12 protein-coding genes are annotated in these 13,824 nt (G+C 64.8%); 4 read left to right on the plus strand and 8 right to left on the minus strand.

Features of this window, described 5'->3' with window-relative positions:
* Positions 1 to 131: 131 nt before the first annotated feature.
* Genes A605_RS00450 through A605_RS00460 form a run of 3 tightly spaced genes read right to left on the minus strand, consistent with a single transcriptional unit; the run spans position 132 to position 3,541 of the window.
* Positions 132 to 1,985 (minus strand): helix-turn-helix domain-containing protein, encoded by a 1,854-nt coding sequence (locus A605_RS00450; RefSeq protein ID WP_015399531.1) that lies wholly within the window; start codon positions 1,983 to 1,985, stop codon positions 132 to 134.
* 4 nt (positions 1,986 to 1,989) lie between these two features.
* A complete protein-coding gene (locus tag A605_RS00455; protein WP_034991296.1) occupies positions 1,990 to 2,763 on the minus strand; it encodes an SDR family NAD(P)-dependent oxidoreductase in 774 nt (257 codons plus the stop codon).
* Positions 2,764 to 2,773: 10 nt separating this feature from the next.
* Positions 2,774 to 3,541, minus strand: a complete 768-nt coding sequence (locus tag A605_RS00460) for an SDR family NAD(P)-dependent oxidoreductase (protein ID WP_015399533.1) — start codon at positions 3,539 to 3,541, stop codon at positions 2,774 to 2,776.
* Positions 3,542 to 3,828: 287 nt separating this feature from the next.
* On the opposite strand from A605_RS00460, the gene A605_RS00465 reads away from it, so the two are divergent.
* Entirely contained in the window at positions 3,829 to 5,358 is a 1,530-nt protein-coding gene (locus A605_RS00465) for an NAD-dependent succinate-semialdehyde dehydrogenase (protein ID WP_015399534.1), read from the plus strand.
* Between the two features lie 266 nt (positions 5,359 to 5,624).
* Here the strand turns inward: A605_RS00465 and A605_RS00470 are convergent, their stop codons facing one another.
* Both A605_RS00470 and A605_RS00475 read right to left on the minus strand, forming a co-directional pair.
* Positions 5,625 to 6,182, minus strand: coding sequence for a TetR/AcrR family transcriptional regulator (locus A605_RS00470; protein ID WP_015399535.1), 558 nt, complete (start codon positions 6,180 to 6,182; stop codon positions 5,625 to 5,627).
* 381 nt (positions 6,183 to 6,563) lie between these two features.
* Positions 6,564 to 8,090 (minus strand): peptide MFS transporter, encoded by a 1,527-nt coding sequence (locus A605_RS00475; protein WP_015399536.1) that lies wholly within the window; start codon positions 8,088 to 8,090, stop codon positions 6,564 to 6,566.
* A gap of 152 nt (positions 8,091 to 8,242) precedes the next feature.
* On the opposite strand from A605_RS00475, the gene A605_RS00480 reads away from it, so the two are divergent.
* Positions 8,243 to 9,208 (plus strand): Sir2 family NAD-dependent protein deacetylase, encoded by a 966-nt coding sequence (locus A605_RS00480; protein WP_015399537.1) that lies wholly within the window; start codon positions 8,243 to 8,245, stop codon positions 9,206 to 9,208.
* Between the two features lie 140 nt (positions 9,209 to 9,348).
* Positions 9,349 to 10,239, plus strand: coding sequence for a TolB-like translocation protein (locus A605_RS00485; protein ID WP_015399538.1), 891 nt, complete (start codon positions 9,349 to 9,351; stop codon positions 10,237 to 10,239).
* Between the two features lie 272 nt (positions 10,240 to 10,511).
* Here the strand turns inward: A605_RS00485 and A605_RS00490 are convergent, their stop codons facing one another.
* The 3 genes from A605_RS00490 to A605_RS00500 all read right to left on the minus strand — a co-directional run bounded on the left by A605_RS00490 (position 10,512) and on the right by A605_RS00500 (position 13,047).
* Positions 10,512 to 10,910 (minus strand): helix-turn-helix domain-containing protein, encoded by a 399-nt coding sequence (locus tag A605_RS00490; RefSeq protein WP_015399539.1) that lies wholly within the window; start codon positions 10,908 to 10,910, stop codon positions 10,512 to 10,514.
* A gap of 269 nt (positions 10,911 to 11,179) precedes the next feature.
* The gene (locus A605_RS00495) at positions 11,180 to 11,716 is read right to left on the minus strand and encodes a DUF421 domain-containing protein (RefSeq protein ID WP_015399540.1); all 537 of its coding nucleotides are present in this window, start codon (positions 11,714 to 11,716) and stop codon (positions 11,180 to 11,182) included.
* Positions 11,717 to 12,057: 341 nt separating this feature from the next.
* Positions 12,058 to 13,047 carry an esterase/lipase family protein gene (locus tag A605_RS00500; RefSeq protein ID WP_015399541.1) on the minus strand — a complete coding sequence of 330 codons (990 nt, stop codon included), beginning with the start codon at positions 13,045 to 13,047 and terminating at the stop codon, positions 12,058 to 12,060.
* Positions 13,048 to 13,221: 174 nt separating this feature from the next.
* Here A605_RS00500 and A605_RS00505 point away from each other — a divergent pair, with 174 nt between their 5' ends.
* Positions 13,222 to 13,734 (plus strand): ferritin, encoded by a 513-nt coding sequence (locus A605_RS00505; RefSeq protein WP_034991252.1) that lies wholly within the window; start codon positions 13,222 to 13,224, stop codon positions 13,732 to 13,734.
* Positions 13,735 to 13,824 lie beyond the last annotated feature (90 nt).

Raw genomic sequence — 13,824 nt, forward strand, 5'->3', positions numbered from 1 at the left:
ATTACGGTATGGAGAAAGCTACTTTATTTTCCTGGTGAGATGTCCTTTTCTACAAGAGTCCTCGGGGGCATCGATATCATCCGGGGAAAGGTCCCGTTTCACGTCCTGAGGCGATCGGGGGCATCCGGTGGTCATGTTTTCGGTTCCGGTGCGGCTTGCGTCCGGATCCTCCACGCGCGCAACGCCAGGTGAGTGTCGAAAGCGCGAACTCCTGTATTCCAGTGCGGGCCCAGGATTCCAGTGATCCGTTCCAGTCGTTGGCGAACAGTGTTCTCATGAACGTAGAGTGCCTTGGCGGTGGCGCTGATGTTTCGCGAGTTGTCGAAGAGCTGGGCTGCTGTGATTGTGAGCTCGGTAGAGTGTTTTTCGTCATGTGCGATCAACGCACCAATGCTGTCCGTGATGATCTGGTCGACGGTGGAAGGTTCCGTGCTGAGGAGTAGCCCCAGACTCCCGAAAGTGGAAGGCGTGGCCACCTGGTTCGCCAGGTTTAATCCTTGCAAGCTGGTCGCCAGGGACACGGCGCGTGAGTGTGCGGACACAATCTCGCCCGGGTCATCGGGAAAGTGGGTTGCACCGGCGTAGAGTTTGCGCCCGTCTTGGCGGGCTGTGTCGAACAGGACGCGGAGTGTGCCTTCAATTCCTGTGGGTGCGCGTACTACGGCGCACCGGTGGTCGCCGTGCTCGAACACCAGGCCGTTCTTGGCCAGAAGTCTGTCGAGGGTCCTGGCGCTTGGTGCGGGGGTGGGGGACTTTAGGACAACGATGTGCAGGTCCACGTTCTCTTTGAGGTTGACTCCGGTCAGTTTCTTCAACCGGGCGGCATCCTCTTCGATGGCGGAGCCGGCGACTACCCTGCGCAGCAGGTCGTCGACCTGGCGGCTCTCGGCCTCTACGAGGGCTTCTCGGAATAGGATGATCGCAGCGAAGGTAAGTGACGCTCGATGGAGGATCCGGGCTTCCGAAGCGCTGACTCGGCGGTCGACGCAGATCGCCCCCAGGTGACGTTGATTGACGGTGAGGGCGAGCACGGAGATCTGCTCGCCTATGGTGATGCTCCCCGTGTCTTGTGATTCCGCGATCAGGCGACGCATCTCCTGCTCGGCGTTTTCCTCAAGTTCTACGCGTTCACCAGTGTGCACCGGGAATGGCTCGCCGTCGCGCCAGAACCATACCTGGCAACCTAGCTTCTCTTTGACTATCTCGTAGACACCTTTTAGCTGGGCACCCTTGGTCAAGGTGTCCATCAGGCGGGAGTCGGCTTCTGAGAGGGTCTCAAGCTGCTCAATCTGCTGCTCGCTTTGCTCCTGGGCGTCCCGCAGCGCCGTGATATTCTCCTCGAGGTCCTCGATCAACTGCGAGGTCTCCAGTGCGACCGATGCCAGTGAGGCTAGTGAATCGAGAATGACGATCTCGTCGGCTGTGTAGGACCGTGGTCGCCGGTCGCCGACCATAAGCGCTCCGATCATTTCTCCGCCGATCGCCAGCGGCGCTCCCAAGATCCCCCGGATGCCTTCCGCGCGCACAGCTTCGTCCACCTCGGGAACGTGGGAGACCTTGGGATCCTGTTCATGGTCGTATGTCCAGGACGCCTGCTTCGTCGATGCCACCACGCCGAGCACACCGATTCCGAAGGGGATCCGGATGTTTCGGAACTGCTCGGTGATCACCCCGGAAGTGGTCAACACCGAGGTCGACGCTGTGTTCTCGTTGTTAAGGCTGATGTACGCGACGTCGGAGCGGATGATTTGTCGACTGCTATGTACCAGCTCGTCGAGTACCTTCATGCGGTCCTGTCCTCGGGACAGGTCGGTGGCGGTACGCAGAAGGGACAGAGTGATGTCGCGCCAACGGTGCTCAATCTGACGGCTGTTCTCGAATGACCGTACCGCCGCCTGCTCTTCGGGGTTGAGACTGCTGAAGATTTCCTGGGGAACGGGCTGTCCCGCTTGTATGTACTCTAGAATCTTTACGAGCAAACTCATGCGCTCATGATGCCATGTGCAAGCCGCCGTTCACGTGGATCGTTTCACCGGTGATGAAGCCAGCGGTATCGGTGCACAAGAAAGCCACAATCCCGGCGACATCTTCTGGGGTTCCAAAGCGGTGTAGGGGAGTGGCTTTCAGAAGATCGTCTCCAACGTCCGCAACGAGGTTGTTCGTCATCGAGGTCTGGATGATTCCGGGTGCAACGGTGTTGGCTCGAATATCCCGGTCCGCGAGTTCGATTGCGATGCTCCGAGTGAACGCCGCAATCGCCCCCTTCGTCGCCGCGTAGTGACTGTGGTTACGGCTGCCTCGCGCGCCCGCAATCGAGCCGAAGTTCACGATCGCCCCACCTCGCCGCAGGTGCATGGACAAGTCCCGGGTTAGGGTGAACACCGCGGTCATGTTAACCGAGAGCACTGTTTCCCAGTCCTCATCGGAAATTTTCTGGAATGGTGACTCCGGGTAGATTCCGGCGGCCGGGATGAGAAGGTCAATGCCGCCTGCCTCGGCCACCAGTGCGATGAGGTCTGCCCGAGTATCGGGTCGGGTGAGATCGCCGCTGAATGTCTCGACAGTGACAGGTCTGCCTGCGGTGGCGCTGATCTCCCCGGCAAGTTTGTCGAGACGAATCTGGTCGAGATCGGTGAGGAGAAGATCTGCGCCACCGACCGCAAGAACGCGGGCGCATGCATGACCGATACCTCCGGCGGCCCCTGTGATCAATGCACGCTTTCCTTCGAATGCGGTCGTGGAGAAAGGGTGGGGGTGGCTCATGTTTTTCCTTTCAGTCGCTGTACCAGTTGCCGTCAATGGTCATACCGCCGTCGATCATCAGGGTGTGTCCCGTGATGAAGCTCGCTTGGTTACTCAGGAGAAAGCCGATGCCGTCCGCGATTTCTCCCGGCCGAGCCCAGCGGCCCAGCGGGGTGCGGCGGGTGACGGGTTCAGTGTCGAGCGCCCCGTCAGCGATGAGCTTCCGGGTCAGGGTGGTGAGCACATAGCCGGGACCGACGGAATTCACGCGGATTCCTTCTGCTGCCCATTCCACGGCAAGACTTTTCGTTAGGCCACCGATGGCGTGCTTGGCTGAGTTGTAGCTTGCCCGCTGTGGCATGCCGAGAACGCCGGCCACGGATGAAACGTTGACAATTGCTCCTCCCGCCGCTTTGAGCAGGGGGTAGGCCGCGCGACAGACACGCATCGTGCCATTCAGATGAATGTCGATGACTGACTCCCAATCACCGTCTGACATCTCGGCGGTCGGAGAGGGACAAGAGTTCCCAGCCGAGTTGACCAGTGCGTCGATCTGGCCGAATTCGTCGGTGATGACGGAGAAAGCCTCATCCACGGACGACGAATCACGTACGTTGACGACGACGCCGCGAGCATTCTTCCCTATCAAGTCGACGGCGGCGTCGAGATTGTCGCTGTCGATATCCAGGAGTATGGCCACCCCCTCATCCGCAGCCCAACGGCGACAGACTTCGAGGCCGATGCCTGAAGCGCCGCCGGTGGTTACCAGTACCCGAGGGTGCGGTTCCCTCTCGGTCATCTGTCTTCCTTTCGTCGTTCCGGGCAGGGGTGCTTCTCGTCCTAGCCTTGCTGGAGAGAATTGAATCGTGATGCACTTCACTCTAGACCGGCTCACCGCGCTTGCAGGCAGGGAAAAGGTGTAGAAAACTACATATAAAGAGGTAAATAATGTGGTCTTATCCAGGTTTTCCGCGGCATTTTTCCGTTATGGTTTGGGTCACATTTCTCCCGCTTTGTCCACGCTGCGGGAGGAGAGTGCCTGAACATGCGGCACCATAGCCGCGGTCCCACCACGAGGAGCTTTTCATGGACACCACTACCTTGTTACAGAAATCATCTACCGATTCCTCGGACGGAGACATCCCACGTGACCTCATCTCACTGATCAACAAGGTCCCCACCGGCCTGCTCATCAATGGCCAGTGGACCGACTCCAGCGACGGCGAGACCTTCGACGTGGAGAACCCGGCCACCGGTGAGACCCTGGCCACCCTGGCCTCGGCCACCTCGGATGACGCGAACGCCGCCCTCGACGCCGCGTGCGCCGTCCAGGACGAGTGGGCGCGCACCCCGGCGCGGGAGCGCTCCGACATCCTGCGCCGSGCCTTCGACCTGGTGCACGAACGCGCGGAGGAATTCGCCGCACTGATGACCCTCGAGATGGGCAAGCCCCTTTCCGAGGCCCGCGGCGAGGTCACCTACGGCGCGGAGTTTCTGCGCTGGTTCTCGGAGGAGGCGGTGCGCGACTACGGYCGGGCCTWCCCCGCCCCGGAGGGCACGCTGCGGATGGTCACGGTACGCAAGCCGGTGGGCCCGTGCCTGCTGATTACCCCGTGGAACTTCCCGCTGGCCATGGCCACCCGCAAGATCGCCCCGGCCGTGGCCGCCGGCTGCACGATGGTGCTCAAGCCKGCGAAGCTGACGCCGCTGACCTCSCAGTACTTCGCCCAGACCATGCTCGACGCCGGCCTGCCCGCCGGGGTGCTCAACGTGGTCGCCGGCAAGTCGGCGTCTGCGATCTCCGAGCCGATCATGGCGGATCCGCGTCTGCGCAAGGTCTCGTTCACCGGCTCGACCCCGGTGGGCAAGACCCTGATGAAGGCCGCGGCCGACAATGTGCTGCGCACCTCGATGGAACTCGGCGGCAACGCCCCGTTCATCGTCTTCGCCGACGCCGACCTGGATGAGGCGGTYGAGGGCGCGATGGGCGCGAAGATGCGCAATATCGGCGAGGCCTGCACCGCGGCCAACCGCTTCATCGTCCACGAGTCCGTGGCCGAGGAATTCGCGAACAAGTTCGCCGAGCGCATCAGCGGGCTCAACGTCGGCGACGGCCTCGATGAGGACGTCACCTGCGGGCCGTTGGTCGAGCAGAAGGCACTCGATTCCGTGGCCTCGCTGGTCGACGACGCCGTGGCCTCCGGTGCCCGCGCCGTCGCCGGTGGCAGGCGGGTGGACGGGCCCGGCTACTTCTACGAGCCGACCGTGCTGATCGACGTGCCCGCCGACGCCCGCGTGGTCCAGGAGGAGATCTTCGGCCCCGTCGCCCCGGTCATCACCTTCTCCACCGAGCAGGAGGCCATCACCCTGGCCAATGCCACCGAGTACGGCCTGGCGTCCTACGTCTTCACCGAGGACCCCAGCCGCATGTGGCGGCTGTCCGACGGTCTCGAGTTCGGCCTGATGGGCTTCAACTCCGGCGTGATCTCCAATGCCGCGGCCCCGTTCGGCGGCGTCAAGCAGTCCGGCCTCGGCCGTGAGGGCGGCGCCGAGGGCCTCGACGAGTACACCACCGTCCAGTACATCGGCATCCAGGACCCCTACCAAGGGAGATAGGCGGCGCTCTGAACTTCCGTTACTCATTGTGTAATGGGCGTGCCGTATGTCTCGGTTCCTAGGAACCGAGACACTTCAGTTGGGAGCAAGCGAGGAGTTCTGTCAGTTTCTGACACCCGTGCATACGATTTTTGAACGTCGGCTCCCCATCTCCTCGAACACCAATTGTCCCTCCGCTCGTGCGCGATGACCTCAAGAGCGAAAGCTCTTCGGGATCTCGGAAGCATGTTCTCCGGGCCTGCCCAATGACTGCCCTTCTACCCCTCCTAAGGAAACAACGTCAGCCACTGCCGCGTCAGGGCCTCGAGCACGAAGTCCTCGTTCTCGCGGTGGCCGCGCACGTAGAGGAAGTAGTAGTTGCGGTCCAGGCTCATCAGCAGGCACACAAAGTCCTGCCTCCGCTGCCTGTTCTCCGCCAGGCCGGGCATCGTGTGGCTCATGCGCCGGATCATGTCCAGCCACTCCGCGGCGACCTCCCCGTCCTCCGACATGGCCTGCTCCATCGCGGCGAACTCCACCTTCGTCTCCAGCCACAGGTCGCGCATGCGCTCCAGCCAGGCGCGTACCGACGCCGCGTCGTGCGGCGCGGACTCGAAGAGCCCGCGGAAGGGCCCGATGATGCCGGGTTCGATCTCCCGCATCTTCGCCAGCACCAGGTCAGGTTTGTTGCGGAAGTGCAGGTAGAGATTCGCCCGGCTACCGCCGGCGTGCTTGGCGATCTGGTTCATGCTCGTCGCGCCGTAGCCCTGCTCCGAGAACAGCTCGAAGGCGACGTCGATGAAGCGCCGGCGGGTCTCGGCTGCCTTCTGTTCCCTGAGATTCATCGGGGGCTGTCCTTCCGTTTGCTGGCCGCTTTCAATGTATCGGGTGTGAGCAGGCGGGACGTCAACGGCAGGTTGTACCTCCCTTTCGTCGGGTAGGCCTACGTCAGTTTTAGAAGTCCCCTCATTCATGGAAGTGCCAAAACGCCCACTCCGCGGCGACTGAATCCGGTCAGATCCACGCGGATACTTGCAGCCGTTGAAAGTAGAATCCTGAAACCGCAGGTCAGCGAACGGGCTAAAAAATTGCTGTTTGTAGGTGCGTGGATTTGATTCGCCATCAGCATCACCGGCACGCAGCTGTGCACCCCCCGACAACAAAAGAACCGGGCCCCGCACCCGAAGGCGCAGGACCCGGCCCAAACGGACGGAAACGTCAGAAACTTACCGCACGTCCACGAACTTCTTCAGCACCCACCGCTTGAGTGCGATGGTCACCAGGCCGAGGACGATCGCCGCGATGCCGACGGTGACGAAGAACGTGCGTTCCGCGCCCGCGTCCTCGGGGTTGTAGAACCCGCCGAGGGTGCCGGAGAGCGAGGTGCCCATGGACACGGCCATCAGCCAGACGGCGAACATGCGGGACTGGAAGGCCTGCGGGGCGACCTTGGTGGCCAGGGAGTTGCCCACCGGGGAGAGCAGCAGCTCACCCATGGTGAACAGGAACAGGATCCAGATGATCACCAGCATCGGGGTGGAGTTCTCACCGCCGCCGGCGTACGGCAGGAAGAAGAACAGCGAGGCACCGATGATGATGTTGGCGACGCCGAATTTCACCGGGGTGGACCACTGGCGCTTGCCCAACCTGGTCCACAGGGCGGCGAAGACGCCGGAGAAGATGATGATGAACAGCGGGTTGAAGGACTGGACCTGGTTGGGGGTGAGCTCGAGGCCGAGGAAGTTCAGGTTCAGGCGCTGGTCGGCGTAGACGGCCAGGACGGTGAACTGTGACTGGAAGATCGCGAAGAACAGCACGCCGCCGACGAACATCGGGATGAAGCCGAGGAGACGGGACTTTTCCTCCGGACTGGTCAGCGGGGACGTGTACATCTGGGACAGCAGCACCACGGCGGCGATGAAGGCGATGGCGGCGGTGATCGTCGACAGCCACTCGAGACGGATGATGCCGGTGCCGATCAGGGCGATGACGACGGCGACGACGACCACCGCACCCAGGGCCCACGGCAGGTACTGCTTCTTCGGCAGCGGGTTGGGGACGGCGTGGCCGGCGGCACCGATGGTGGACTTGCGCATGAGGACGTACTGGATCAGGCCCAGGGCCATGCCGATGGCGGCCAGGCCGAAACCCCAGTGGAAGCCCTGCATGCCCCAGATCCAGCCGGTGAGCAGCGGCCCGAACAGGCCACCGATGTTCACCCCCATGTAGAAGATGGAGAAGCCGGCGTCGCGGCGGGTGTCGGTGCGGCTGTAGAGCTGGCCGAGGACGACCTGCGCGGCGGTCTTCACGCCGCCGGAGCCGAGGCCGATCAGCACCAGGCCGATGGACAGGCCCACGTAGCCCGGAATCAGGGCCAGGGCGATGTGGCCCGCCATCACGGTGACGGCGGCGTAGAACAGGGTCCGTTCGGAGCCGATGAGTCGGTCCGCGACGAAGGAGGCGATCAGTGAGGTGACGTAGACGAAGCCGCCGTAGGCGCCGATGATCGACAGCGCTGCGGTCTGGTCCATGCCCAGACCACCGTCGGTGACGGAGTAGTAGAGGTAGTACGCGAGGATCGACTGCATACCGTAGAAGCTGAAGCGCTCCCACATCTCGACCCCGAAGAGGTTCGCCAGCCCCCAGGGCTGACCGAAGAATTGACGTTGCTGGTGGGCAGCCGAGTTGCCGTCCGCTGATGTTGTGCTGACGGGCTCGGGTGTCACACCGTCCTGTGTGGTGTCGGTGCTCATGCGGTGTATTTTCCCTCACACCCCGGCCGGAGGGAAATTAGATAACAGTAGTAGAGCAAAATAACCCGGACGCGCACGCTTCTGACATGCTAAAATATCCCGCTTCCCGGCGCCCGCCCAAGACTCGCTCCGCAGGTCCCTGCACCACTACATTGGGCACTGTGACTACAATTTTCGGCCCATCCGACGCCTTCCCGGAGCCGGGCATCAACCAGGCCCACCAGGCGGCGCTGCGTTCCATCGCGCGCGTGGTCGACGAGACGGCCACGCCCACCCCACCGGAGCAGGCCCTCCAGCAGATCACCGAACAGCTGAACCTCGGACCCGCGCTCGTCGTCACGGGCGCCGGTGTGTCCACGGACTCCGGCATCCCCGACTACCGCGGCCCCCGCGGCTCGCTGTCCCGGCACCGGCCGATGACCTACCAGGAGTTCAGCCACGACCCGGCCGCCTCGCACCGGTACTGGGCGCGCAGCTACGTCGGCTGGCGGCAGATAGATGTCGCGGGGCCCAACCGCACCCATTTCGCGCTCGTCGAGCTTGAGCGCGCCGGGTTCGTGCACGGTGTCGTCACTCAGAACGTCGACGGCCTGCACCGCGAGGCCGGCTCGGAGAATCTCGTCCCCCTGCACGGCGATCTGGCCACCGTGATGTGCCTGGACTGCGGGCACCGCGAGGAGCGCCACCTCTTCGACCTCCGTCTGGAGGAGGCGAATCCGGGCTACCTGGAGTCGGTGGCGCTGGACCCGTCGATGGTCAACCCGGACGGCGACGTCACGCTGCCGCAGTCGGCCGTCGACCGTTTCGTCATGGCCGGGTGCGCCATGTGTGGCTCGGCCAGACTGAAGCCGGACGTGGTGTACTTCGGCGAGCCGGTGCCGGTTGAACGCAAGCGGCGGGCGGCGCAGATGCTGGCGGACTCGGCGTCGCTGATCGTCGCCGGGTCCTCGCTGGCGGTGATGAGCGGCTACCGCATCGCGCTCGACGCGTGCAAGCAGGGCAAACCGGTCGCCGTCATCAACGGCGGTCCTGGGCGGGCGGACGGCAAGGTGACCACGCTGTGGCGCACGCGGGTCGCACCGGCCTTCGACGCCCTGCTGGACGAGCTCGGGCTGTGAGGTCGGCCACCGTCGAGGGGATTTGACCACGGGTACCGTGGGCACGGAAACACTCACATGTCCGTGCTCCGACGCTCCGCCCGCAACGGGCGGTGCGTCGGGCGACATGACCAGCGACGCCCGAAGTTGAGGAGCCCGATATGTCACAGCTGCTCGCCCTGGCCTGGGACCAGAACAAGATCGCTCTGATCGACCTGCCCGGCGGGGGACGCAGGATCATCACCACGGAGACCGGTCCGCACCCGGACGGCGTCGTTTCCGGCGGTGGCACCATCTACTGGACCACGATGGGCGAGGGGGTGCCCGCCGACAACCCGGAGGGGGCGCTGTACACCGCCGCGGACGGTGGCGTCCACGCCGTCGACTTCGACGGCGGCAACCGCCGCGACGTCGTCCCGCCCGGGCAGACGATCACCGGCAAGCAGCTGGCCATCGACAGTGAGGACAACCTGTACTGGGGTAACCGGGAGGGATTCGCCCTGTCCACGGTGCGCACCGACGGTACCGGTCTGCGCGACCTGGTCAAGCGCGACGGTTCCGGCGCTGAGCGCGACTGGATCGTCGGTGTCGCGGTCGACGATGTGAACGGCCACGTTTACTGGACCCAGAAGGGTTCCCACGAGGGCGGCGACGGCCGGATCTTCCGCGCCGGGCTCGAGATCCCCGGGGGTGAGACCGCCGAGAACCGTTCCGATATCGAGTTGCTGTGGGACGACCTGCCCGCCCCGATCAACCTGGAGTACGACGACGGCCAGTTGTTCTGGACCGACCGTGGTCACCATACCGGCGGTAACTCCCTGAACCGCGCCGCGGTGCCGGCCATCGGGGAGAAGGGCCAGGCCCCGGTCATCCTCGCGGAGGGTTTCGAGGAGGTGGTCGGTCTCGCTGTCGACAAGGGCCAGCAGGTGACCTACGTCGCCGATCTGTCCGGCAAGATCTGGGCGGTTCCCAGCCTGGACAACACCTCCATCGAGACGCACGTCGCGCTGGACATGGGGTTCCCGCTGTCCGGCCTGTACCTGGTCGGCTGAGTCCCCGCGCGGGGAGCACGGCCCGGCGGTCCGGGGCGGGCGGACGGCAAGGTGACCACGTTGTGGCGTCCGCGGGTCGCGCCGGCTTTCGACGCGCTGCTCGATGAGCTGGAGCTGTAGGACGGGTACTGCCGTGAAACGTCGAAAGCGCATCGTCGAAAGGGCTCGTCCTTTCGACCCGCTTGGTCGAAAGCACGTCCCCTTTCGACGACGTGATCTCGACGAAGAGCCACAGGCGGCTTTCCCACCCGGGCCGGACCCCAGGCCCCGGGCTACGCCTCGACGAGCTCCGGCAGCTCCACGGGCTGGGCCACCTGTGCGGCGTCGGCGACGGTCTGGCGCTGGTGCACCAGATCCAGGCCGCTGCGCACGTGGAAGACCGCCCCCTTCGGGGAGATGGTCTCCGGCGGGAGCACGGCACCCTGCGGCTGCTCCTCGGCGCCCTCGTAGTCCAGGGAGATGGTCACGCCGAGGGCCTCGGCGATGTCGAGGATGCGGGCCAGCGCCACACCCTTGGTCTGGCCGCGCTCGAACTGGCTGATCCAGGAGCGGGAGACGTCGAGCTGCTTGGCAATCTCCGACTGGGTCAGCCCCGCGGCGACGCGGGCGTGCTTGAGGGTGTCGGAGACATCGGCGACGGTGTGGGCGGTGTTCTTGGTCAGGGCGTGCATGGGGGAGCTCTCCTGCGGGAAAATGGCGGGGATAGCTGACGGGAACTGCAGGCCGGAATCTCCCGGCCTTCGTCTGGGCGCTGCTGAGGCGGCCCCGGCCGGGTGGGTGCCTACCGGTTTGCCGGGGGAACGACCGCTTCGTCATTCGGTGGCACCGCAGAAAACTTTAGGCGACAAACGCACCCTTGTCGGGGAATTGACACGCCGGGGGTGCCGGCGTGTCGGACCCCGCTTACCGACGCCCACCCACGCGCTCGCCTGCGCGGGCATTACTGCTCCTCCGTGCTCTCCGGGCTCTTGCCGTAGCGCTCGCGCTCACGGTCGCCCTCCTCCCTGGTGACGATGCTGATGCTGCCGTTCGGCTCCAGGTAGGCGCGCTCCACCTCGGACGGATCCCCGATGCCGTTCATCCGCAGCTGCGTCATCACCTCCTCACGGGTCATGAACTCACGTTTCATCGTCCTGCGCACCAGCTGACCGTCCTCGATCAGTGGCTTCGGGCCGGCCTTCGCCAGGCGGGAGAACCACGGGAAGTGGAAGCTCAGCGCGTCAATGACCACGCTCCAGAACAGGATCACCACGATCACGACGAAACCGTCGGCGATGGTCTTGCTCTCGCCGAGCATGCCGGTGCTCGCGGCGTCGGCGATGAGCACGACCACGAGCACGTCGGTCAGCCCCACGGCGGCGGACTCGCGGCGCCCCACGATGCGGATGAGGACGTACAGCAGCACAAAGGTGATGCTCCCGCGGATGAGCAGCTCCGGCAGCGGCACGCTCAGCATCAGTGTCTCGGACCAGTTCACGGTTTCGCCCTCTCACGCTCACGGGCCACCCCCGTGGTGGCCCTGACCGCCATTATCCGGGGCCGTGCTCCGGGAGGCCGACCGCGTGGAGGCCTGGGACTTCGCGTGCATGGCTTAAATGTCGGCCTGCCGACGCCCGGCGGAGTGCAGGTGGACGTGCAATCACGCCTGCCCCACTCCGCTGAGCCGGGCTGAGCCGGAAAATACACTTCGCACTCGGTGGTGAACCGGCCTCGAGGTGCATTCTCCCTGTTGGCGGGCCGGCCGCGGAAACCGGAAGTGTATTTTCTCACCGCTCGCCCTCTGAAACCGCCCCCTCTGAAACCGCACCGGCCCGCCGATCACCGCAGGTGATCGAGCGCCATGCGCACCATGCGACGCACCCGCCAGTCCCAGGGCAGGTCGCGGTGGAGGACCACGGCGCGTGGCTCGATGTCCTGGATCCACAGGTTCTGCACCCGGTCGGGGTCCTCGCCCTCCGGGACCTCCAGGAAGCAGGTCTCGGGCGGCTGGATGACGGTGTCGGCACGGGTGGCGATGCACGTGTAGCTCACGCCCTCGTCGAGGTCCCCGTCCTCGTTGATCGCCTCGATGATGGGGTGGCCGTGGATCTGCTGGAAACCGCTCGGCCCGAACCAGGCGTGGACGATCGAGTTCGCGATGTTCTCCGCCAGCTGTGTGCGGATGACCGGGTTGACGACGCCACCCATCGTCGTGCCGTGATTGGGTACCGCCAGGCACACCAGGTGCCGCACCTTGGGTGCCCCGCCGAGCAGCCGCATCCAGTAGCGGGCGAGGATGCCGCCCTGGGAGTGGCCGACGAGGATGACCTGCTCCGCGCCCGTGACCTGCAGGACGGCGTCGATGTACGCGCCGATCTGCTCCGCGGACTCCTCCACGAGGGCGGTGGCGCGGTTGCCGAAATCGGGGGCGAAGACCGCCCAGCCGTCCTCACGTAGTTCGGTGCCGAGCTCCTGCCAGTCGCCCTTCGTGGAGCCGGTGCCGTGGATGAGCACCACCGGCCAGGGGTGCGTCGGTGTCGGCCGTGCCCGCCAGTCGTCGTTGAACATTCCGCGGGGCCGCACACGCGCCAGCAGCGGCAGGGCCTCGGACTCGTCCTCGTCGATGTTGCGGGTGTGCTGCGGGTCATCGTCGTAATTGTCGACGATCTCCCGGGCCACCTCCTCGGGCACCCGGTCGGCGCGCGCGAATCCGGCGCTGGCCTCGGGTGCGACGTCGGCGGAGCCGTCCCCGGAGGGATCCGGGCGCCAGAAATGGCGCAGGCGTTCGGTCAGCTCGGTGCGGAGATCGGCGAAACGGTCCTGGGCCACGGTCGGGTTCCTTACGTGTACGACGGTTGACCCCCAGGTTAGCCGCGCCGGGCCGGGACCGCCGACCCCCGCACGGAACCGTTGTGGCCGGTAGGGGAGTTGCGGGCCACGGAAATAAAGATAAGCCTTTCCTAAAACAATGACAGGAGCGATCCTTTTTTCTAGCATTCAGGCATGAGCATGAACGAGAAACTCCACCAGACCATGAACAGCCAGATCATCGCGGAGTTCGAGTCCGCGCTGGTCTACATGCAGCTGTCCTACGAACTCGACCGCCTCAGCTTCCCAGGCATGAGCTCCTGGATGTCCAACCAGTCCGACGAGGAGCGCTTCCACGCCTCCAAGTTCGCCGACCACATGCTGGCCCGCGACGTGCGCGTCCAGCTCTCCGACGTGCCTGTCACCCCGACCACGATCAGCACCCCGCTCGAGGCCTTCGAGATCGCGCTGAAGCACGAGCGGAAGATTTCCGAGATGATCCGCGAGCTGGCGCGCATCGCCGACTCCGTCGAGGACTACGACAGCCGTTCGCTGATCAACTGGTTCCTGGACGAGCAGATCGAGGAGGAGGACACCGTCTCGCGCATCGTCGATCAGATCAGGCTCGTCGGGGACGACGGCTCCGGACTGCTGCGTATCGACGCCCAGCTGTCCACCGCCCACCCGCGCAACGACGGCAACCGGTAACTGTTGGTCCCGGTTTCGCCCCGGGCCTCCCGGTTTTCCGGGAGGCCTTTTCCGTGGACGGGGCACCCCGGTCCGGCTCCCGGGTGCGTA

It is taken from the genome of Corynebacterium halotolerans YIM 70093 = DSM 44683, from assembly GCF_000341345.1.
In the GTDB taxonomy this organism is placed as follows: Bacteria; Actinomycetota; Actinomycetes; order Mycobacteriales; family Mycobacteriaceae; genus Corynebacterium; species Corynebacterium halotolerans.